The sequence below is a fragment of the Christensenella sp. KGMB01412 genome (assembly GCF_055522415.1).
In genome coordinates this window covers 348,534-371,095 of record NZ_JBVFVW010000001.1, presented here as the reverse complement: position 1 = coordinate 371,095, position 22,562 = coordinate 348,534, and the positions used below count along the sequence as shown (strand labels likewise).

At 47.5% G+C, this 22,562-nt stretch carries 18 protein-coding genes and 1 other annotated feature; all 18 genes read right to left on the bottom strand.

The features are described from left to right. Positions 1 to 25: 25 nt before the first annotated feature. Positions 26 to 1,276 (bottom strand): histidine--tRNA ligase, encoded by a 1,251-nt coding sequence (hisS, locus tag ACS5WU_RS01785; RefSeq protein WP_046444656.1) that lies wholly within the window; start codon positions 1,274 to 1,276, stop codon positions 26 to 28. 49 nt (positions 1,277 to 1,325) lie between these two features. After that, positions 1,326 to 1,554, bottom strand: a binding site (T-box leader). A gap of 50 nt (positions 1,555 to 1,604) precedes the next feature. Beyond that, positions 1,605 to 3,011: a coproporphyrinogen dehydrogenase HemZ gene (gene hemZ / locus ACS5WU_RS01780; protein WP_465088902.1), complete on the bottom strand. Its 1,407-nt coding sequence runs from the start codon at positions 3,009 to 3,011 to the stop codon at positions 1,605 to 1,607. Between the two features lie 95 nt (positions 3,012 to 3,106). Next, positions 3,107 to 3,727, bottom strand: a complete 621-nt coding sequence (locus ACS5WU_RS01775) for an MBL fold metallo-hydrolase (protein WP_302761091.1) — start codon at positions 3,725 to 3,727, stop codon at positions 3,107 to 3,109. Between the two features lie 10 nt (positions 3,728 to 3,737). Then, a complete protein-coding gene (dtd, locus tag ACS5WU_RS01770) occupies positions 3,738 to 4,187 on the bottom strand; it encodes a D-aminoacyl-tRNA deacylase (RefSeq protein WP_046444653.1) in 450 nt (149 codons plus the stop codon). A gap of 10 nt (positions 4,188 to 4,197) precedes the next feature. Then, complete coding sequence (locus ACS5WU_RS01765; RefSeq protein ID WP_330379283.1) at positions 4,198 to 6,333, bottom strand: RelA/SpoT family protein; 2,136 nt, start codon at positions 6,331 to 6,333, stop codon at positions 4,198 to 4,200. Between the two features lie 24 nt (positions 6,334 to 6,357). After that, positions 6,358 to 6,870: an adenine phosphoribosyltransferase gene (locus ACS5WU_RS01760; RefSeq protein ID WP_320607180.1), complete on the bottom strand. Its 513-nt coding sequence runs from the start codon at positions 6,868 to 6,870 to the stop codon at positions 6,358 to 6,360. Further along, positions 6,854 to 8,899 (bottom strand): single-stranded-DNA-specific exonuclease RecJ, encoded by a 2,046-nt coding sequence (gene recJ, locus ACS5WU_RS01755; protein WP_302761016.1) that lies wholly within the window; start codon positions 8,897 to 8,899, stop codon positions 6,854 to 6,856. The genes ACS5WU_RS01760 and recJ overlap by 17 nt, the downstream gene beginning before the upstream one ends. Positions 8,900 to 8,992: 93 nt before the next feature. Continuing rightward, positions 8,993 to 9,940, bottom strand: coding sequence for a protein translocase subunit SecF (gene secF / locus ACS5WU_RS01750; protein ID WP_046444651.1), 948 nt, complete (start codon positions 9,938 to 9,940; stop codon positions 8,993 to 8,995). After that, positions 9,940 to 11,241, bottom strand: a complete 1,302-nt coding sequence (gene secD / locus ACS5WU_RS01745) for a protein translocase subunit SecD (RefSeq protein ID WP_046444650.1) — start codon at positions 11,239 to 11,241, stop codon at positions 9,940 to 9,942. Before secD ends, secF begins: the two co-directional genes overlap by 1 nt. A 208-nt stretch (positions 11,242 to 11,449) precedes the next feature. Continuing rightward, positions 11,450 to 15,787, bottom strand: a complete 4,338-nt coding sequence (locus ACS5WU_RS01740) for a PolC-type DNA polymerase III (protein ID WP_465088901.1) — start codon at positions 15,785 to 15,787, stop codon at positions 11,450 to 11,452. Then, the gene (gene ispG / locus ACS5WU_RS01735; protein WP_302761021.1) at positions 15,784 to 16,848 is read right to left on the bottom strand and encodes a flavodoxin-dependent (E)-4-hydroxy-3-methylbut-2-enyl-diphosphate synthase; all 1,065 of its coding nucleotides are present in this window, start codon (positions 16,846 to 16,848) and stop codon (positions 15,784 to 15,786) included. Before ispG ends, ACS5WU_RS01740 begins: the two co-directional genes overlap by 4 nt. A 20-nt stretch (positions 16,849 to 16,868) precedes the next feature. Then, entirely contained in the window at positions 16,869 to 17,900 is a 1,032-nt protein-coding gene (locus ACS5WU_RS01730) for a M50 family metallopeptidase (RefSeq protein ID WP_046444648.1), read from the bottom strand. Beyond that, the gene (gene dxr, locus ACS5WU_RS01725; RefSeq protein WP_302761023.1) at positions 17,901 to 19,067 is read right to left on the bottom strand and encodes a 1-deoxy-D-xylulose-5-phosphate reductoisomerase; all 1,167 of its coding nucleotides are present in this window, start codon (positions 19,065 to 19,067) and stop codon (positions 17,901 to 17,903) included. It abuts the gene before it with no gap. A gap of 17 nt (positions 19,068 to 19,084) precedes the next feature. Next, complete coding sequence (locus ACS5WU_RS01720; protein WP_052740613.1) at positions 19,085 to 19,999, bottom strand: phosphatidate cytidylyltransferase; 915 nt, start codon at positions 19,997 to 19,999, stop codon at positions 19,085 to 19,087. Positions 20,000 to 20,008: 9 nt separating this feature from the next. Further along, a complete protein-coding gene (locus ACS5WU_RS01715) occupies positions 20,009 to 20,758 on the bottom strand; it encodes an isoprenyl transferase (protein WP_059108599.1) in 750 nt (249 codons plus the stop codon). A 47-nt stretch (positions 20,759 to 20,805) separates the two neighbouring features. Continuing rightward, positions 20,806 to 21,015, bottom strand: a complete 210-nt coding sequence (locus ACS5WU_RS01710) for a hypothetical protein (protein WP_046444645.1) — start codon at positions 21,013 to 21,015, stop codon at positions 20,806 to 20,808. After that, complete coding sequence (gene frr / locus ACS5WU_RS01705) at positions 21,012 to 21,575, bottom strand: ribosome recycling factor (RefSeq protein ID WP_046444644.1); 564 nt, start codon at positions 21,573 to 21,575, stop codon at positions 21,012 to 21,014. Before frr ends, ACS5WU_RS01710 begins: the two co-directional genes overlap by 4 nt. Before the next feature lie 121 nt (positions 21,576 to 21,696). Beyond that, positions 21,697 to 22,404: a UMP kinase gene (gene pyrH, locus ACS5WU_RS01700; RefSeq protein WP_046444643.1), complete on the bottom strand. Its 708-nt coding sequence runs from the start codon at positions 22,402 to 22,404 to the stop codon at positions 21,697 to 21,699. Between the last annotated feature and the right edge of the window lie 158 nt (positions 22,405 to 22,562).

Genomic DNA, 22,562 nt, shown 5'->3' with positions numbered 1-22,562 from the left:
CTTCTCCCGATGATATAAAATTGATTTATAAATATAACTTGATATCCTTTTGATGTACAACGCGTTCCTCGCCTGTTTCCATTGTTTTGAGGACAACCGTTGCGTTTTCCATTTCGCTTTCGCCGATCACGCCTACTGTTTTCGCGCCGATTTTATCCGCATATTTAAACTGCGCTTTGATACTGCGCGCGCAGTGATCCATATCGGCCTTGATTCCGGCATTGCGCAAATCGCGCACCAATACTGCCGCTGTAAGCCTCGCCTGTTCCCCGTGCGTAACAATAAACACATCCGTAAGCGCTGGTTTTGGAATCTCTATTCCTTCGCTTTCCATTACAAGTAAAAGCCGCTCAATCCCAAGTCCGAAGCCAATACCCGCCATATCCGGGCCGCCAACCTGCTTAATCAGTTTGTCATAACGTCCTCCTCCGCACACCGTTCCCTGCGCGCCGATGCTGTCCGATATGATCTCAAATACTGTTTTTGTGTAATAATCCAATCCCCGTACGATGAGCGGGTTGACCTTATATTCGATTCCAAGTACGCTAAGATACTTTTTCAATTCTTCAAAATGCGCGCTGCATTCATCGCATAGGTGGTCGATCATCAGCGGCGCTTTTTCGATCACGCCCCTGCAGCCTTCCTCTTTGCAATCGAGTACGCGCAACGGATTGCGCTCCACGCGGTCTTTACAGGTTTCGCAGAGCGAATCGATATTGCTGTTCAGATAGTCCTTCAAAAGCGCGTTATACTGCGGCCTGCACTGATCGCAGCCGATACTGTTTATATTAAGCTTAAGCTGTTTAAGGCCTGCCTCACCCAAAAGCGTGAGCGCAATATTGATCACTTCCGCGTCTATGCTCGCGTCCGGCGCGCCAAACACTTCCACACCAAACTGGTGGTGCTCCCGCAGCCTTCCGGACTGCGGCTTTTCGTAGCGGAACACCGGCGTGGAAAGATAATACATTTTAGTAGGCTGTGGGTTGGACGGAAGGCCTCCTTCAATAAAAGCACGCACAACACCAGCCGTCCCCTCCGGCTTCAGCGTAACAGAGCGGTTTCCTTTATCCGTGAAGGTATACATCTCCTTCTGGACAATATCCGTCGTATCTCCTACGCCGCGCAAAAACAGCTCCGTATGCTCAAAAACCGGCGTCCGTATCTCCCGGTATCCTGCAAGCGACGTAATCTGCCGTACCAGCTGCTCAATATAATGCCATTTATAGCTCTCCTGTGGAAGAACATCCTTTGTGCCTTTTGGAGCTTTTATTGCCACTTCCTTCTACCTCCGATAATTCTTTTCAAATAAAAAAACGTCGTCCTGAACAAGGGACGAAGTTTCAAAAAATCCGCGGTACCACCCACTTTGAGAAAATAAATTCTCCACTCTCGCCCATAACGCCGGCCCGCGCCCGATACTACCGGCTTTACGCTTTCGCACCGGAAACTCCATGGTGTTCTTCGCCGTATCTTAAACGCACAGCCGCTTCCAGCCGCGACGGCCGCTCTCTTTTGCGTAAGGCATACGGTTACTCTCCATATCATCGTATTTCCATTAGGTTTATTATACCCATGAAACGTTTGCCTGTCAACAAACGCAGCGGTTAATTTCCTTGCCCAAACAGTTCCTTTTTCCGCGCGACCATTTCATCCGTCCGCTCGGTATAATGCTTCAAATCCTTCACATTTGCTGCCCGCTCAATACGGTTTTGCGCGCCAAACACCCGTTTGGATATCCCGCCCGCTCCAAATGCCATGTTACTCACGGTTTCTTCCATGATATCGATATTATAAACGCATTCCCTCCCGGGCTTTGCAAAACCAACATTTTCGAGGTTTCCGTTCATATATTTTTGCCGGTAAAGATAATATGGCTCGTATCCATGCGCCAGCAAAAACTCTTGTGCAAAATCCACCATTTCTTCCGCTTCCTGTGCGGAAGGCAGGTCCGATTGCCGTTCGAGCGCAAACTCTGAGGATCTTTTCAGCGCAAGCGTATGCACCGTCACATTTCCCGGTTCAAAACGCATCACGTCGCAAAGCGTATGTTCGAGGTCATGGATATCCTCCTTCGGCAAGCCCAGAATAATATCCGTATTAATGCTTTTGAAGCCGGCTTCCTTTGCATATTCAAACGCATGAAAAAAATCGGCAGTCGTATGCCTGCGGCCGATCAGCTCCAGGGTTTCGTCTTTTGTCGTCTGCGGATTGATACTGATGCGTTCTACGCCCGCCTCCTGTAAAAGCGCAAGCTTTTCCGGCGTAATCGTATCCGGCCTTCCTGCTTCCACCGTAAATTCACGCTTCTGCGGAAACAATGTATTTACCCTGTAAAGCAATGCTTCCAGTTCCCTTTCACCGAGCGCCGTCGGCGTGCCGCCGCCGATATAAACAGTACGCACGCTGTAGCTGCCCAGCGTCCCGCGCATCTTCTCCATTTCATAAAAAAGCTTTTGCAAATACACGTCCCGCAGCTGCTCGCTTTGCCTTACGTCCCGCGAAATAAAGGAACAGTATTTGCACCGGGACACGCAAAATGGAATTCCCACATAAATATCCACGTCGTTTTCCGCCACATCTGCAAAAAAAGGCTCCTGCACTTTTGTGATCCTCGCAGCCAGATCGGTTTTTTCCGGCGACACATGATAGGTGTCGAGAAATACCCTGCGCGCCTGCTCCAAGCCGTCCGCAGCCGCAAGCTCGCGCAGGAGTTTTGTGGGACGTATCCCCGTGAGCGAACCCCAGGGCATATGCCGCTCGTAATATTCCTGCAAAAGCTCATAAACCGCCAGCTTCACATGATGCTTTCTCATCTTTTTTGACAGAAGCGTATTGCGTTTGATGTCAATGTCCTGTCCTGTTTTTTTGTCTGCAAATACAGGGTTTGCTTCCTTTTCCCGCACCAATACGCCATCGATATAATATTCCAGTCTTGTATGCCAGCCCGCTTCGTCATGCCAAAAAAAATGCCGAAGCATTTTGCCGGCATCCATTTCATTTTTGTCATCCAACTGCCGGATATGCCTCTCCGGCAAAAACAAGCGGATCTCATCGCAGATATCCTGAAAAAATTCAGGTGTGTCCGTATAAAGTGAAAACATGTTTTTTATTCCCTCATAAAAGGATTGTAAGCTTTCTCCCGTTGCAATGTGGTTGCTGCGCCGTGCCCGGGATATACTGTATAATCTCCTTCAAGTCCTGCAAGCCTTGCAAGGGATTCCTGCATCGCCTGTGGACTGCTGTCCGGAAAATCCGTCCTGCCAATCGACTGTGCAAAGAGCGTATCACCAGAAAAAATAACATCGCCAGCTATATAGCATACGCTGCCCTGGGAATGTCCCGGCGTATGCAGTACCAAAAAGTGCATGGAATCCACATCGACCGTTTCGCCGTCCTTTAACACCACATCCGCCGCAGATAAACTGACCGGGCTACCCATAAAATAGGACAGGTTTTTCATGGGAACCCTGAGCATTTCTGCATCGTCTTCATGGATTGCAACCTTACAGTTGAGCGCTTCCTTCAATTCATCCACACCGCCAATGTGATCGGCATGCCCGTGCGTCAGGAGAATATATTGAACCTGCAACCCCAAAGCGCGTACTTTTTCCAATATTACAGCGCTGTCGTCTCCGGGATCAATGATGACTGCGTTATTCGTAGCCTCGTCATACGCAATATAAGCATTTTCCTGTAACCCACCGGTTACTATCGTTATAATTTTCATTGCTACCGTCCTAAAATTCTTTTCTGCTGTCAAGCAGGATCGTAACAGGCCCGTCGTTTACAAGCGCAACGTCCATATCAGCCTGAAACGTCCCGGTCTGCAGCCTGTCGCACCGTTCGCGGAATATATAAATGCACTGTTCAAAAAGATCCCGCGCATCCTCAGGCGGCGCGGCTTTGATATAGCTTGGGCGCCTTCCCTTTCGCGCGTCCCCATAAAGCGTAAACTGTGATACAAGCAACAGCTCCGCGCCGATATCCTTAAGAGAAAGGTTCATTACGTCCTGTCCATCCTCAAATATCCGTAGATTGACACACTTGTCCGCAATATATTCCATATCCTTTACCGTATCGTCCTGCGCGATGCCAAGAAGCACCACAATACCTGCATCTATTTTTGCGACAATGTCGCCGTCCACCGATACGGACGCATTTTTCACACGCTGCACAACCGCTCTCATCTACAGCCCCTCAATAATTCACACGCGATACTTCATGCACGCCTTTCAGGCTCTTCAACTTGTTTATCAGATCGCCTAAGTCCTGCACAGACGTAATATTCGAACGCAACGAGATCGTCGCACTGCCATTTTTTGCCGAATGTGCGTTGATTGCCGTAATATCCCTGCCGGTATTATACATAGCCTGCGATATTTCTACCATAAGGCCCGGCCTGTCGTCCGCGACAATCTGTACTTCGACATTATATGAGGTCGTCTGGTCTCCGGCCCATGCAACGTCGATCAGGCGTTCCTTATCAACATCATGTAAATTTTTACATTCTTTTGTGTGTACGCACACACCCCGCCCACGCGTGATATATCCAATGATATCATCCCCCGGCACCGGATTACAGCACTTTGCAAAGCGCACGGCAAGCCCTGTGCTGCCTTTTACTTTGATATCATCCTCCGAACCTTTGCCCGTGCGTTTGACAATTTTCAGTTCTTCCGTTCCCGTGTCGATATTATTCGCGATCTTATATTGTTCGATCAGCTTTAAAAGAATCTGGTTGACCGAAATCGCGCCGTAACCGACTGCGGCAAACATATCATCCTGCGAATTGAGCGTAAACCGTTTGTATAAAACAGAGAGCCAATCCGGCTTGAGCAGGTCATGGAGCGCATAACCCTGCCGCTTTGCTTCTTTTTCAAGCATTTCGCGGCCTTTTACAATATTTTCTTCCTTCAGCTGCTTTTTAAACCATTGTTTGATCTTGCTGCGCGCCTGCGCTGTTTTTACAAATTTGAGCCAGTCCCTGCTTGGCGTAGCCGAATTAGAGGTAATGATATCGACGATATCGCCCGTCTGCAGCTGATAATCAAGCGGTACAATCTTTCCGTTTACCTTCGCGCCAACGCATTTGTTTCCGATCGCACTATGGATGCTGTACGCAAAATCAAGCGGCGTAGCGCCATTCACAAAATCTTTTACGTCGCCCTTTGGAGTAAACACAAAAACAGTATCGGCAAAAATGTTCACCTTCAGGGTTTCCATGAATTCCTTGGAATCCTTAAGGTCGTTCTGCCACTCCATCAGTTCCCTGAGCCACGCCAGCTTGGAATCCATCTGGTCGCCCTTGCCGCCTTCTTTATATTTCCAGTGTGCGGCGATACCGTATTCTGCCGTACGGTGCATATTGTAGGTGCGAATCTGTACCTCAAAGGGTTTTCCGTCCTCACCCAGCAACGTCGTATGCAGCGACTGATACATATTCTGCTTGGGTACTGCAATATAATCTTTAAAACGCAGGGGAATCGGTTTCCACATCGTGTGGACCGTTCCCAAAACTCCGTAACAATCCTTGATGCTGGATACGATGATCCTGATTGCAATCAGGTCGTAAACCTCCTCAAAGACCTTGTGCTTTTCCTTCATCTTTTTATAGATGCTGTAAATATGTTTGGGGCGGCCTTCGATCTCCGCTTTGATTTTCATTTCCGAGAGCTTATCCTCAAGCTTTACAATAACGGAATTGATTTGCTTTTCACGCTCTGCGCGCGTCGAGGCAATCTTATTGGCAATCTCAAAATATTCGTCCGGATGCAGGAATTTCAAAGATAAATCTTCTAACTCCCACTTAATCGTGCTGATTCCAAGCCGGTGTGCAAGCGGCGCATATATTTCCAGCGTTTCCGTTGCTTTTTCAATCTGTTTGTTTTCCGACTGGTATTTGAGCGTACGCATATTGTGCAGCCTGTCGGCAAGCTTGATAATGACCACGCGAATATCCGACGCCATGGCAAGGAACATTTTGCGTAAGCTCTCCCATTGCTGTTCCTCGCGCGTCTTAAAATCATAATTTTTGAGCTTTGTCACGCCGTCAACGAGCTTTACAATCTCAGGATTGAACTCGCGCGCAATGTCCTCGTTGGTGATAACGGTATCCTCAACCGAATCATGCAGGATGCCCGCAATAATCGTGGTGTTGTCGAGGCCCAGATCCGCAATAATATCCGCGACCGCAAGAGGATGCGTAAAAAAGGGCTCGCCGGAATGACGCAGCTGGCCTTCATGCGCCTTCTCCGCCATCTGGAACGCTTTTTCCACCATAGGATCATATTCTAATTTATGCCGCCTGATAAAATCCTTATAAAAGTCCGACACCCAATTCTCCCCTGCCTGTCCCGCTTAATATTCCAACAAAGAAAAAAGCTGATAACCTTCGAGTTTTTCCCGTCCGCGTAAATCCTTCAGTTCAATTACAAAATTAAGGGACGCAACCTGCGCTCCCGCCTTTTCCACAAGCTCGCACGCAGCCTTTGCAGTGCCGCCTGTAGCCAGCAAATCGTCAAAAATAGCAACGCGCATTCCTTTTTCCAATGCGTCTTTGTGCATTTCGAGACTACCTGTGCCATACTCAAGCGCGTATTCCACCTGATAAGTTTCCGCCGGAAGTTTATCCTTCTTACGCACAGGTACAACGCCCTTTTTCAGTAGATACGCAACCGGCGCTCCAAACAGGAATCCGCGCGCATCAAGCACCACAATCATATCGATATCCTGTCCGCTTACCTGTTCCGCCATTGTTTCCGTCACATACGCGAATGCTTCCGCATCCTTGATGAGTGTTGTGATGTCCCGAAATATAACGCCTTTTTCCGGAAAATCGTTGATATTTCTGATTTTAGATTTCAGGTCCATTATGAGCTCTCCCTAAAAGAAACTTTTGATACGTTCCGCTTTCGCTTAAATCACGCTTTCCAGAGCGTATCATAATGTGTATTCTATCATTTTTTTTGATATCTAGCAAACTTATTTCCTCAAAAACAAGCAAGGCAAAACAAATATTGGGGATTGTGATACCCTGCACATACTTTTGCAGAAAAGCAGTCATCGCTCCTTCGTCCGCAAAAGAAATTTTCTGGTCGCTGATTCCTTTTAAAACCACATAGACCTGAAGCAGCCTGTCTCGTTCCATAAAGTATGTATCAATATCCTGCTGTTTCGCCTTTTTTATGCCCAGCAGGTGCTTTTTCATCGTCCTGACGAGCTCGCCTGCTGTCTCCTGATAAGAAAACGTATTCACGATCATCTGTGGTTTATTGTCGTATGTATTGATGTTAAGCGTTCCCACCGCGTCAGCACATTCCGGCACATCCACCGCCTGCGTTCCAAAAATAACGCCGTTCACACTTTTGCCACCTTTTCCAAGCAAAAATTTCGCGTGCTTATCCTCGCCGATCGAACGGATATCACTGACTCTGGCATTTCGAATCAGCACCTCCACCTGCTCGTTCTTGAAACCAAACGGCCTTAAACAATCAAATTCCCGAATGAGTGAGTTTGAAATATCTGCCGGAACAATTTCGAGATCGTAAGTCTTTAAAGGCCGGAAAACCTCTTCGTTATAGTGCTCCTTCATATATTCATTCAGCCGATGGCGCAAAACCGGTAAATTTTCTTCTTTAAGCGTAAGCCCCGCCGCGCCGGCATGGCCGCCAAATTTTTCAAATAGTTTTCCCTGCGAGCTCATGGCTTCATATATATTCACCCCAGGGATACTGCGTGCAGAACCGGTATAGACTCCCGGTTCGGATTCGCCAAGCAAAATCGTTGGCCTCGTGTATCTTTCCGATACCTTGGACGCCGCAAGTCCTACGATTCCAATATCCCAGTCCTTTTGATACAGAAGAATCAACCAGTCCTGTTCGTCGCCTTCTTCCTCCTGCATGCCGAGCGCCTCACTCACAACCTTTTCCTGGCGCTGCTGCCGATCCGCATTCAGGCTGCAAAGCTCTTCAGCAAGCCGATCAAGCGTATTCCCGTCTTTTTCCGTTAATAACTCAAAGGCAATCCTTGCCGTTGATATCCGCCCTGCAGCATTGATACGCGGTGCTAAAACAAACGACACAGTCTGTGCGTCCACTTCACCCGCGCGCTTCGCACACGCCTGTTTTATCAGTGCGGCAATCCCCGGATTCGGCTCTTCGTTGATACGTTTTAGCCCCAGCGATGCAATCACACGATTTTCACCGACAAGCGGTACGATATCCGCGATTGTAGCAAGCGCTGCGATATCGATCATACCAAGCGCATCATCGCCGATCAGCGCCTGAGACAACTTAAACGCAACTCCCGCGCCGCACAACGAATCAAAAGGATACTTTTCCTTCGGATTTTTAGGGTTGATGATGTAATCAGCCCTTGGCAGCACATGCGGGCACTCGTGATGGTCGGTAACGATTGTCTTCATTCCCATTTCGTGCGCGAGGGCGATCTCTTCCACATTGGTGATGCCGCAATCCACCGTGATCAGCAGTGAAATATCCGTAAGGTTTTTAATGTTTTCCGTCGATAGTCCGTATCCATGCTCCATCCTGTTGGGAAGGAACACCTCTACGTTCGCGCCCATTTGAATCAACGTCTGGTATAAAATCGCGCTTGCTGAAATACCATCCGCGTCGTAATCTCCATAAACGCATATTCTGCCGCCAGTTGCAATCATATGCTTAATTGTACTGACCGCATCGCGCATATCGTGAAACAAATATGGATCGTTCAACTGGCTGATGTCCGGATTTAAAAATTCGCGCGCCTGCCCGACATCACAAATACCGCGCGCACACAAAAGCCTTGCTGTAATCTTCGAAATTTTGAGCGCACCGCACAACTCTTTCACAGCATTCTCCTGCGTATTCAGTTGTTCCTTTTGTTTCAGGATATATCGCATACGTTTTCCTTTTAAAAAAGACCTCCTTTTGAGAGAAGGTCTTTTTGTTATCCAATTACGTTTACTTGTTGATATACAAGCAAATCCGCAGAATCATGCTTTCGCAGGCTTTTTCTGCGCCTTTTTCTTTTTCTTGTTTCCGCTTGCCTTTGCCTGATTTTGTTTTTTATCAAAACGGTCTGCCATAAGCGCCCACATCGGAGCCGCGAGGAATACGGACGAATAAACGCCTGCCAACAGTCCGACGATGATCGGGAAGGAAAATTCCTTGATGGCCGGTACGCCAAAAATATAAAGGCATACGATCATAATCAGCGTCGTTATGGAGGTGTTCATTGTCCTCGTGAGCGTCTCCTTGATGCTGATGTCCGCTATCTCCGGCCTTGGCAGCTTTTTTACACCTGCTATTGTCAGATTATCACGCACTCTGTCAAAAATAACAATCGTATTGTTAATCGAATAGCCGACGATTGTAAGGCACGCCGCAATAAACGCACTGTTGATCTGTATTTGCATAATGCACATGATCGCAATCATGATTCCCACGTCATGAATCAGCATAATAACTGCGCTGATACCATTATAAAGCTGGAACCTGATCCAAATATAAATCAGCATCAATCCACATGCTACTGCAACCGCAAGAAATGCGTTTCGTACAAGTTCGCTGCTTGCCACGCCGCCCACCTTATCTACCGTTACGATTTCCGCGTCAGGATAAGTGGTTTGCAGATCCGCAAGGATTGCGTCGTTTGTCGTGGACTGGAGCTCTTCATCGTTTAAGTCACGCATACGGATTTCCGCCTGCGTATAGCCGTCGCCGGCTTTTACAATCGGCGAATCTCCCATTCCGTTATTTTTAAGCGCATCCTCAACCACATTGGTATCGAATTCGCCCTTCATGTCAATGGTGATTATACTGCCGCCCGTAAAGTCAATACCGAGGTTAAGGCCTCCATTCACAAAGCCAAACACGATACCCAGTACAATGATCGCAATCGGAAGGATCAGGAATTTTTTGAAATGTTTCGTGATTTTCATTACGCATTTCCCCCTTCCCTGGCAGCCTTTGCCGCTTCCCTGATTTGCTTTGCTTTCGCCATAAACACATTTGGATTTTTGATGTTAAGGTTGATAAACATCTTAAGTATTCCTTTGGTAATCAAGAGCGCCGATATCATCGATACGATGATACTGATAATCAGCGTGTAAGCGAAGCTCTTAAGCGTACCCGTTCCAAATACGGCAAGCACAATCGCGCAGATGAGCGTCGTAACGTTCGAATCGAGGATTGTCACAAACGCTTTTTGGAAACCCGCGTTAAACGAAGTCCTCAAGGTCTTGCCTGTCCGGAATTCTTCTTTAAAGCGCTCGAATATAATGACGTTCGCATCGACCGCCATACCGATACCAAGTATGATACCCGCAATGCCCGGGAGCGTAAGCTGCACGCCCGGAACGCTTGCCAAAAGCAGCATTACAAAGCAAATATATACCAAAAGCGCCATACATGCCGTAAGTCCCGGCAACCTGTAATAGATCAATATAAACGCAAACAGTATGATCAGACCGATGATACCCGCATAAATGCTGTTTTGCAGCGCGCCATATCCAAGCGTTGCACTGATGGAACGCACCTCGATTTCATTCATTTCAAGAGGCAACGCGCCACTTTCAATTTGCATCGCAAGGTTTTGCGCTTCTTCCAGGGTAAAGTTGCCTGAAATCTGGCCCTTCCCGCCTGCAATGATGGACTGCACGGTTGCCGTGGAAATCGTTTCTCCATCAACCGTAATCGAAATATTCTGCCCTAAAAATGTTGTGGTTGCATCCGCAAAAAGCTTCGCGCCTTCTTCGTCCAGTTCAAAGCTGACGATATATTTCTGGGTTTGCGAGTCCTGTCCGGCCTGTGCGCTTTTGATCTTGCTTCCATCAAAAATCGTATCGCCGTTCGGATCTACAAACTCCAGCTTTGCCGGTGTACCAATAAATGCGGCCACCTCATTCGGATCCTGCATCTCACTTGTGGCGTTGATCGGGATTTCCACACGAATCTTATCGTTTCCCTGTTTGGTTACGGTCGCCTCCGTAAATCCCTTCGCATCAAGGCGGTCCCTGAAAATAAGCATCGCACCATCCATCTTGCTGTCAAAATCATCTACAGACGTATCCTGCGCCTGATAGACGGTATAAACTCCGCCGGTTAAGTCCAGTCCCTGTTGGATACCATTCAGTGGCCTGATTTCATAAATCCCAACATCGAAACCGTTGATGACAACAAAACACAACAAAGCGATCAGTATGAACGTAACGATAATTCCAACTAAGCTTCGTTTCTTCATCAATTGTTCCCTCCTATTTTGATTGTCAGACAAAAATCAAGCCTTTGCCCGCAGTGAAAATTCAGCTACACGCACGCCTTTTGCGCACAGGCAGCTGAATGCTTACGCAATAATAAAAAACAACGTTTCCCCTCTATTGCAGCTAAAAACTCACTTATATATTATATAGCCGCATCGGCGAATAGTCAATTACAACTGTTTTATTCGATTAAAAATCAAACAAACTCAGCTGGTTGGTCTGCGATAATCCGGTAAGCGTTCCCATTTTCTGCATTTCTTCGATGACGGAGGACGAAAGCTTTGCGCGTTTGCGAAGGTCTTCTATCGATAAAAATGCGCCCCGCTCGCGTTCTTCCACAACCTTCGCGGCAGCGTTACCGCCAAGCTTTGGAATGGAAAGGAACGGAAGCCGCAGCCCCCCTTCTTCAATCAAAAATTTCTCCGCGTCGGATTTTTCGAGATCTACCGGCAAAAAGTGAATGCCCCTCAGATACATCTCGCACGCTACTTCAAGCATGGTCGCCATATTCTTTTCATTCGCGGTCGCATTTCCATTGCTTTCCAGCATCTGCCAGTTTTTCTTAATATCATCGAGCCCGCCGGCGACGTAAGACGCGTCAAAATCGCCTGAACGAACTGTGAAATAAGAGGAATAGAAGGCTTGCGGATAATGTACCTTACAATATGCGATGCGATAAGCCATAATGACATAAGCAACCGCATGCGCTTTTGGGAACATGTATTTGATCTTTTTACACGATTCCACAAACCAGTCTGCGATATGCGCGTCGTCAAGCGCTTTTTGCATATCCTCCGAAAAACCGTTCTTTGCGATCTTTCCTTTTCTGGTCGCCTCCATAATGAAAAATGCCATGCGCTTTTCCACGCCCCTGTCCACCAGATAGTTCATAATATCATCGCGGGTACAAATGGCTTCCTTCAGGGTGCATGTGCCCGCCTTAATCAGGTCCTGCGCGTTTCCCAGCCATACGTCCGTACCATGGGAGAGCCCGCTGATACGAACGATTTCCGACATTGTCGTTGGCTTGGTATCCATCAGCATTTGCCGTACGAACTTTGTGCCAAATTCCGGAATGCCCAGCGTACCCGTCTGGATCCCAAGCAAATCCTTTGATTTGAGGCCAAGCGGCTCCAGCCCGGAGAAAAGCTTCATCGTGGGCTGGTCGTCAAGCGGTATTGTCAGCGGATCGATACCGGTGGCGTCCTGCAACAGCCTTATGATGGTAGGAACATCATGGCCGAGGATATCCAGCTTGATCAGGATGTCGTGCATGGAGTTGAAATCAAAATGCGTCGTAACCCACTCGGCATCCGCAGAATCCGCAGGCTTTTGCACCGGCGTAAAATCATATACTTCCATTTCTTTGGGGACAATAACAATGCCTCCCGGATGCTGCCCTGTGGTCTTTTTCACACCGGAAACGCCTTGCACCAAGCGGTTTATTTCCGCTTCATTCGCATAGGTGCCCGTTTGCTCCAGAAATTTTTTGACGTAGCCATAGGCAATTTTATCTTTGACCGCGCTGATCGTTCCTGCCCGGAAGACGTGGCCTTTTCCAAACAAAACCTCCGTGTATTTATGCGCGACAGGCTGATATTCACCGGAAAAGTTCAGGTCAATATCAGGCACCTTGTCTGCGTCGATTCCAAGGAATACCTCAAACGGGATATCATATCCGTCTTTCAAATACTGCGTCCCGCACTTCGGGCACTTCGCATCCGGCAAATCAACGCCTGAAGGATACTTTTCCTTATCGACATTGAAATCCGAATGCTTGCAGTTCGGGCATACATAATGCGGCGGCAATGGATTTACCTCCGTAATACCCGTCATGGTTGCCGCAAGGCTGGAACCAACCGATCCCCTTGAACCAACCAGATAACCGTCTTCGTTCGATTTTTTTACAAGCCTGTGGGCGCTGTAATAAAGGACGGAAAATCCATGTCCAACGATTGAGTCCAGTTCGCGTTTTAGCCTTGCCTCAATCATCTCCGGGAGAGGATCTCCATATTTTTCCTTTGCCGTTTTAAACGCAAGCTCCGTTATTTTTTCAGATGCGCCTTCAATGCTCGGCATTGCCGTCTCCGACTGAAAAAGTTCGATTTCTTCCGTCATGTCCGCAATCTTATTGGAGTTCTCTACAACAACTTCAAAGGCCGTTTCTTCTCCCAGATAGGCAAACTCCTTGAGCATTTCATCTGTCGTACGCAAATAAAGCGGGGCCTGCTGTGTATCGTCATAGCCCTGTATCTGGAAAATAATACGGCGAAAATATTCTTCGTGCGGATCCAGAAAGTGAACGTCGCAGGTCGCCACAACAAGCTTGCCAAGCTTTTTCCCCAGCTCCACAATCCGCTTATTGCACTGGCGTATGTCCTGCGTGCTTGCAAGGATTCCCTGCTTAACCATAAACTCGTTGTTTGCGACGGGTTGTATTTCCAAATAATCATAAAAGGACGCGATTTGCTCGAGCTTCTTCTCGCCCGCCCCCGCAAGAAGCGCCTGGTAAAGCTCGCCAGCCTCACAGGCAGAGCCGATTATAAGGCCCTCCCTGTGCTCTTCAATCAGGCTTTTTGGCATTCGGGGTTTGCGGTAAAAATAATCCAGATGCGCATGGGATATCAATTTATAGAGATTGCGCAGTCCCCGCTTATTTTTACACAATATAATCGTGTGGTAAGTCTTGGCACTTTTGCCATTGCTGTTCTCCAAAAAGAGGTTGTTTACCCCCTGCATATCCTCCGCGCCGAGCTTACGGAATTCATCAAAGCATTCCAGCATTATTTTTGCCGTACAAATTGCGTCGTTTACAGCCCTGTGATGCTCAAGCGGAATACGAAGATGTGCCGCTACCGTATTGAGTTTATGGTTTTTCAGCCGTGGAAAAGCAAGCCTGCACAACGCAAGCGAATCCACTACCTTGTTCTGATAGGTTATCCCAAACGCCTTTGATTTATGGAATATGAACTTCGTATCAAAATCAGAATTGTGCGCCACCAATACGGAGTCGTCCCCGCAAAATTCTTTCAATTCGGCCAGAGCCTGCTCGGGAAGCGGCGCGTCCTTTACCATATCGTCCGTGATTCCCGTCAATGAAACGATTTTAGGCGGAATCGGCTTTGACGGTTTTACAAACGTCTGGAAACGGTCCGTAATTTCGCCGTTTTGCACACGCACAGCACCGATTTCAGTGATATCGCAGTTAATATGGGAAAGTCCGGTCGTCTCAATATCAAATACAACGTACTCGTCTTCAAATTTTTTTGCCTGGTTGGAGTCATATATTTTTTTCGTATCGTCGATCATATACGCTTCTACGCCATATATGAGATGTATTCCATTCGCCTTTGCTGCGTTGGCAGCGTCCGGAAAAGCCTGCACCACGCCGTGATCCGTAATTGCGATTGCTTTGTGCCCCCATTGCGCCGCACGCGCTACAATCTTTTTCACGTCCGAAACACCATCCTGCGCAGACATCTGCGTATGCGTATGGAGCTCAACGCGCTTCACCTCGGCATTATCCTGCCTGTCCTTGTGGTTGGATTTTTCGATTTTTTGTGCTTTGACCGTTTTTTCATGTTCGAAGGTGTCATCCGCACAAAGTCCTGTAACAACAACCCACTGGCCTTTTTGGGGTGCGGTAAGCTTGGTTCTGTATTTGCTGCTTTCAAGGAAAAAACAGGTAATGCTTGATGTATAATCGCTCAATACAAATTTATGTTTTATAAGCTCGCCGTTTTTGAGTTCCTTGTCCTCAGTAAAAACGACCTCGCCCTCAATCGTGCTGCGGGTATCCACCTGTAAATCGCAAATCTTTGTAAGCGCAGCAGTTCCTGCGCTTCGCTCCATGCGTGCGGCAGGCCTCGCCGTACTTTCCGGAATGCCGCCTGTCGCATCCGCTTCTGTCTCCGGTGGCGCCTCGTCCGGCGGCGGCGCGGAAAACATAACAGACCGTTTTGCATGCCTGCTCTCAGACGCTACGGGAGTTGCAATCGCGTCCTGCACTTCGCCGGACGGCTCATACTCACTCTTTGCTTCCCCTGACACCGTCGTCCGGGCAGCAACCTGAATTCCGTAGGTATCACAAAGAAACCTTTCCGCCAATCGTCCCAGATTCATCACACCGAAAATATTCTCGCCCATTTCTGTCTCAAAAACAATTTCAAGAAGGTTATCCTTAAGCGTAATCTGCGCGCCCTTTACAAAGGGCATGACCGTTGGCTCTGAAAGGATCAAAAAGTCCTTCAAATGCTGCTCGAGAGACACGCTGTTTTCACGCAGCTCCTGCGCATATCCAGACTGGTCAAGGGATATTTTTACTTTTTTGTTGCATTCTTTTGAAAGCTCTTCCCTTATTTTTATAAACTCAACGGGGGAAAGATGTTTTGAGGTTTTGAAAAATGCTTCCAAGGCTCCCTCGTCTGAAAGTAATTCAACCCGGTCAAATTCAATCAAATCCTGAAAACGATTGTTTTTTTTGATTTTGTCCAGCACTTTTGTCAAATCGTTTATGAGAGCGTTCACTTTTCGTTTTTCCTTTCGTCAACCAGTTCCAGAATCATACGCCTCAGCTCTGGAAGTATGTCGAATTCATCTACTTTTTTGATAACCTTTCCGTGCGAAAACAGGAGCCCTTCCCCTCTTCCGCCAGCGATGCCAATGTCTGCCTCGCGCGCCTCGCCCGGGCCGTTCACAGCGCACCCCATTACTGCAATTTTAATGGGGATATCTATATTTTGCGTAAAACGTTCCACATTTGCGGCAATTTTTTCAATATCTATCGTGCATCTTCCGCAGGTCGGGCATGATATAATCTCCACGCCTGTTTCCCGCAGTCCGCAGCTTTTCAAAATATCCTTTGCAGCATAAACTTCCTGCACTGGATCGCCTGTGATCGATACCCTGATCGTATCCCCAATTCCATCCAGAATCAACGCGCCAAGCGCAATCGACGATTTAATAACCGCCATTTTATAGGTTCCGGCTTCCGTTACTCCAAGATGCAGCGGATAGTTCACTTTTCTTGAAATACTGCGATAGGCCTCCACGCATACCGGAACATTCGATGATTTTATAGAAACCACAATGTCCTCAAAATGCGCCCGCTCCAAAATGCGGATATTGTTAATCGCACTTTCCACAAGCGCCTGCGCGGTAGGGCCTCCAAAGCGCTCCAGCATTTCTTTTGAGAGCGAGCCTGCATTCGCTCCTACCCTGATCGGAATATGATGCGCTTTTGCAGCGTCCACGACAAGCGCAATTTTATCTGCTCCTCCAATATTGCCCGGGTTGATACGGATTTTGTCGACGCCATTCTCAATCGCTGCGACTGCCACCATAGCATCAAAATGTACATCTGCTACCAGCGGAATAGAAATCTGCTCTCTGACCTCTCTGAGCGCAGCCGCGCACTCTTCGTCGTATACGGCGCACCGTACGATCTCACATCCTGCTTTTTCGAGTTCCTTAATCTGCGCTATCGTCGCGCGGGCGTCCTTTGTGTCCGTATTTGTCATGGATTGGATCGCAATCGGATTTTTCCCGCCGATACAAACGCCGCCGACATTGACTTCCCTTGTTTTCATCGTCTCATTCCTTTCACCAGCTAAACCAGCATTCGGTGTATATCCTGAAACACCAGGAAAATTGCAAGTCCAAATATCAGGACCATTCCAATCATATTCAGTGCGCCTTCCACCTTTGGAGAAGCAGGCTTTTTCCGAACTCCTTCCACAGCGTAAAGCACGATCTTTCCTCCATCGAGCGCAGGAATCGGCAAAAGATTGACGATTGCAAGATTCACGCTCAAAAGGGCAGATAACGACAGCACGCTGTAAAAACCGCCTGATATGGCGACGGTTCCCACCATTTGTGTCACTCCGACGATACCCGCCATGTTTTCAATCCCCTGCCCCATGAAGAACAACTGGCCCAGGGACTGCAGCATCTCCCTCGTCACCATGAAAAGCCACTTAAAACTGAGACCTATCGCTTCAAAAAAATTGAAGGTTTTAATTGGTCCATAAGGATTCACCTCAATCCCGATGAGCTTCTGTCCATCTTCATTTTGCATGTATGGAACATTGAGCGACATTTCCTTTCCATCCCGCTCGATAACAAGCGGCAGGCTGTCGCCCGTTTTTTGTTTTCCAATCGCATCCTGCCAATCGTACTGTAATTGGATATCCACGCCATTGTAGCTTTTTACGATATCGCCTTCCTGTATTCCCGCCTGCGCCGCAGGAGAATCTGCGCTCACGCTGTGAACGGCAATCTGGTTCGTCCCGGCAGCCATCAGTACAACAACCGACAGGATAACCGCTACAATTACATTCATTGCCGGCCCCGCGATGATTGTCAGGAAACGGCTCTTCAGCGAAGCCGCACGAAAATCTCCCGGAACAGGATCCTTTTCCTCATCATCTGCAAACCGGTTAAATCCTCCGATAAAAAAAGGTCGAATCGAAAACTCTGTTTCATTCCGGCGCCATTTAATTAGTTTGGGCCCAAAGCCAATCGCAAATTCTGCGACCTTAATTCCACGTTTTTTCGCAACAATATAGTGTCCGAACTCATGCGCTACAACAAGCCCCGTCAGCACCAATAATGTTACGACAATGCTGATTACAATCTGCAACTATTTTCCTCCCGAATCGTCCGAAAGCATACTTTGCGCATACTTTCGGACGTCTGTATCAAGCTCCATGATTTCCGCAACGCTTTGCGGCCGGATACCGCAAAATTTCTGCATACTCTCGTGGATAATCTCATAAATCCTGTAAAATTCCATGCGTCCCCGCAGGAAATAATCCACTGCCACTTCATTTGCCGTATTATAAACTGCCGTCGTCGACGTTTCGATTGCGTCGTATGCAAGCCTTAAACACGGAAACTGCTCAAAATCCGGCTTGATAAACTCCAGCTTGCTGATTTCGTAAAAATCAAGAGGCTCGATGGTTGGATTTTCAAACATCTGCGGGTACAAAAGCGCTTTTTGGATAGGCATACGCATATCCACCGGTCCAAGCTGCGCCGTCACAGAACCGTCTTTCCATTCAACCATGGAATGTATCAGGCTTTGCGGATGTACAAGCACCTTGATTCGATCCACAGGCATCCGGTACATAAAATGCGCTTCAATCACTTCCAGCCCTTTATTTGCAAGGGACGCGGAATCAATCGTTATTTTCTGCCCCATCGACCACTTGGGATGCCTGAGGGCTTTTTCAAGCGGCGCATGATCTATTTGTTCCTTTGTCCAATTCAAAAACGGCCCGCCAGACGCCGTAATCCATAGCTTACTTACCTCAGAGACATCATAACAATTATTCAGACATTGAAAAATTGCCGAATGCTCGCTATCCACAGGCAATACGAGCGTTCCCGTACGGTCGATCATATCCCTTACGACCTGCCCGCCGCAAACAAGCGATTCCTTGTTGGAAAGCGCCACCGGTATCTTCTTTTTCAGGCACTCTTCAAATGCCGGCAGCCCTGCAATCCCAAGCACGGAAAGAGCCACCATGTCAGGCTCCCCTGCTGTGCAGGCATCCACAAGCGCAGTTTTCCCACTAAGCACCTTCGCGTCATAGCACAGCATTGCCTCAAGCTCAGCGGTGCCAGCATCCGTTCCGGTGATCGCCACATACTCCGGCTGCAGCTCGTTTGCTATCCTTGCAAGCTGCTCTATATCCCTGTGTGCAGAGATACAAACAACTTTCATTTCATCCTGATATTGCCTCACCGTGTCCACAGTCTGCTGTCCCACAGAACCGGTCACGCCGAGTATCGATAATTTCTTCAACCTATAAACTCCTAAAGTCAGATAAACATCATCGTTGAAATCAAAAATACGACGGGAATGCAAAACAATACGCTATCCATCCTGTCTACTATACCACCGTGCCCCGGCAAAATCTTGCCAAAATCCTTAATATTCAGTGAACGCTTTATGAACGAAGCGGAAAGATCACCAAACTGGGAAATAATCGCAAGCACCGCGCCGGAGATTGCATAATTGATAAACGGTTGCAGTTCAATATAATGCCCCGCAATATAGACCATATTATCAAAAATCAGCCAGATCAGCACCGCTGCAATTACCCCGCCAACAATTCCCGCGACGCACCCGGCCACAGTTTTTTTCGGACTGATAGACGGACAAAGCTTTGTCTTCCCAAAAGCTTTCCCAATAAAATATGCAACCGTATCCGAAAACATTGCCGGAAGGAACACCATCAGCAAAAGGATTAATGTGCGAATATACCGGTCTGTCAGCATCACCCCCGGAAACCATTCCGCTCCCGTTTGCTGGGCAGGGACATTCAGAATCAAAAAATAGAATAAAATAAAAAACATTTGCGGATACACAAACGTAAAAATCGTATTCGATACGCTTTCTATCGTGTGCTTTTTGGAAAACATTGCCACAATGAAAGTCGCCATAATAAGGATCACGAACAAAGCAATTACAACCGTCGGCGTCAGCCATGTAAAGCTGTAATATTCAAAATTCTGCTGATAAGTCAGCAGGAAAAGCAACGCCAAAATGCCCGTAAAAATGAAACTCATTGTTTTAACGACAGGCTTTCCATTCGAGTCCATTGCCCGTACGATTTCATACTGGCACATACATGCAAGAGCCGCCACAAAAACGGCAAGCACCCACCCCTGTAAAAAAACGGCGAGGGCAACAATGATTACGATTGGGATTGCAACAAGTATCCTTTTTCCCATATATTCTCCTTACAGTCCGCCATAACGGCGCTGTCTGTTTTGATATTCGATCAAAGCGGTTTCATATTCTTTTTCATCGAAGTCCGGCCAATAAACCGGCGTAAAATAAAACTCTGCATAAGCCAGCTGGTAAAGCAGATAATTGGATAGCCGCTCTTCGCCGCTCGTGCGGATCATAAAGTCCGGATCCGGCTGTCCTGAGGTTTCCAGATGATCAGAAATCATTTGCTCATCAATCTCATCAACAGCAATTTTTCCGTCCTTTGTTTCCTGCGCTATGCTTCTCACTGCCTGTGCTATTTCTGTGCGCGAACCATAATTCAGCGCAATATTAAGCGTAAGCCCGGTATTGTTTTTCGTCTTTTTTTTCGCGTTTTCAAGCACTTCGATCACCGGCTGCGGAAGTTTGGTGATATCGCCAATCGTATTAAAAATAACGTTTCGTTCGTGCATCTCGTCAAGCTCGCGCTGTAAATACTCGATCAACAGCCCCATAAGAGCGCCGACTTCCTCCTTGGGCCGCTTCCAGTTCTCTGTAGAAAACGCATAAAGCGTTAAATATTTGATTCCGATATCGCTGCTCATGCGGATGATTGTTTTAACCTTGCTCATGCCCGCGCGATGCCCGGCTACCCTCGGCATCATGCGCTTTTTTGCCCACCTGCCATTCCCATCCATGATGACGGCAACATGCCTTGGCAGCTTATGTAAATCAAGCTCTGTCAATTCAGCCGAACGTTTTTTCGAAAACAACCCCAATGTAATTTCTCCTCAAAATCTCTTTTTAAAAATTGCGTCCCAAGGCATCAGCCCTGAGACGTCTTATTCACCTTTGTCTTAAATTCACTCACAACAAGCTCATAAACCCCGCCTGTTTCCTTCACACGGATAACCCGCCGAGAATCCACATCATCCGAAGGCTTATAGGAATAATACATTTTGACATCATATGGCTGATGTTTCCTTTCCAATATGGATACCGCCTCATTGAGCGGCAGGCCAAGAAGCTCCGTCATATTTCTGTGATTTCCTTTTCCTTCGCCGCGAGTATTTCATCCGCTTCCTTGATTTTCTTATCCGTCAGCGTCTGTATTTCTTTCTCCAGAATATCAAAATCATCCTCGGTTACAACACTGGCCTTTTTGTCTTTTTTAAACGCTTCATTTGCGTCACGGCGAATGGAACGGATCGCTATTTTGGCTTCCTCCGCCCGTTTCTTTGCCAGTTTGACAAGCTCCTGGCGTTTTTCGCCTGTAATCTCCGGGAAAGCAAGACGGATGATCTTTCCGTCATTGGCCGGATTGATTCCAAGGTCAGAAGCCTGGATTGCTTTTTCAACCTCGTGAAGCATGCTCGCATCCCAAAGCGAAATTGTCAAAAGCCTTGGCTCTGGCGCAGCAATATTTCCGACCTGGTTGATCGGTGTCGGCGTACCGTAATAATCGACCATAATTCCGTCGAGAAGCTGTGCGTTCGCCCTCCCCGCACGGATACTAACCAACTCTTTTCTTAAAACGCCCAGCGTTTTATCCATCTTTGTTTCGGCCACTTCCAAAGCCTCATGTTTAATTTGCATAACCACTCATTCCTTTCATCATTTTCAGATTTTTATAAAAATGGCTGCATTCTTAATCTACCATATATTGTATAGCAAAATACTTCAAAACTCAATCCTTACTTCGCCTTATTTTGACGAACTATTTGATCAGCGTGCCGATTTCCTCACCGTTTACAACGCGCCTGATACTGTTTTGTTCATTTACGCCAAATACGATGATCGGTATCTTATTATCCATGCAAAGTGTAATCGCAGTGTTGTCCATAACGCTCAGCCCTTTGTTAATTACGTCCATGTAGCTGATATACTCAAACCGCTTTGCATTCGGATTCACCTTCGGATCACTGTCATACACGGCATCCACATTCTTTGCAAGCATAATGAGGTCCACTTCCATCTCTGCCGCGCGCAGTGCCGCCGCCGTATCTGTGGAGAAGTAAGGGTTTCCCGTACCACATGCAAAAATAACAACCCTTCCCTTTTCCAGATGCTTCATTGCTTTCCTTCGAATATACGGCTCCGCAATCTGGCGCATTTCAATCGCTGTCTGCACGCGCGTTTGCAGCCCCTTTTCTTCCAGAGAATCCTGCAGGGCAAGGGCGTTGATTACCGTTGCCATCATACCCATATAGTCCGCTGTCGTCCGATCCATGTGCTTGCCAACGCGCGCACCGCGCCAGATGTTGCCGCCGCCTACGATAATACCAACCTCGACGCCCTGCTGCGCTACCTCGATGATCTGCTCCGTCACATTGCTGATAATGTCAAAATCAAGCGGCCTGTTTTCCGGGGAGCAAAGCGCTTCCCCACTGATTTTCATAATGACACGTTTATATTTCGGTTCCATGTTATTCCTCCATATGGTTTATTTACCTAAAAAAAAGAGAACACGAATGTGTTCCCTCCATGTGCAAATCTAGTCATCCACAGAATTGAGGCGAATAAATCCAATCATCCTGCATTGAATCCATATCATTCTGTCAGTCATAAAATCACCTGCTCCTC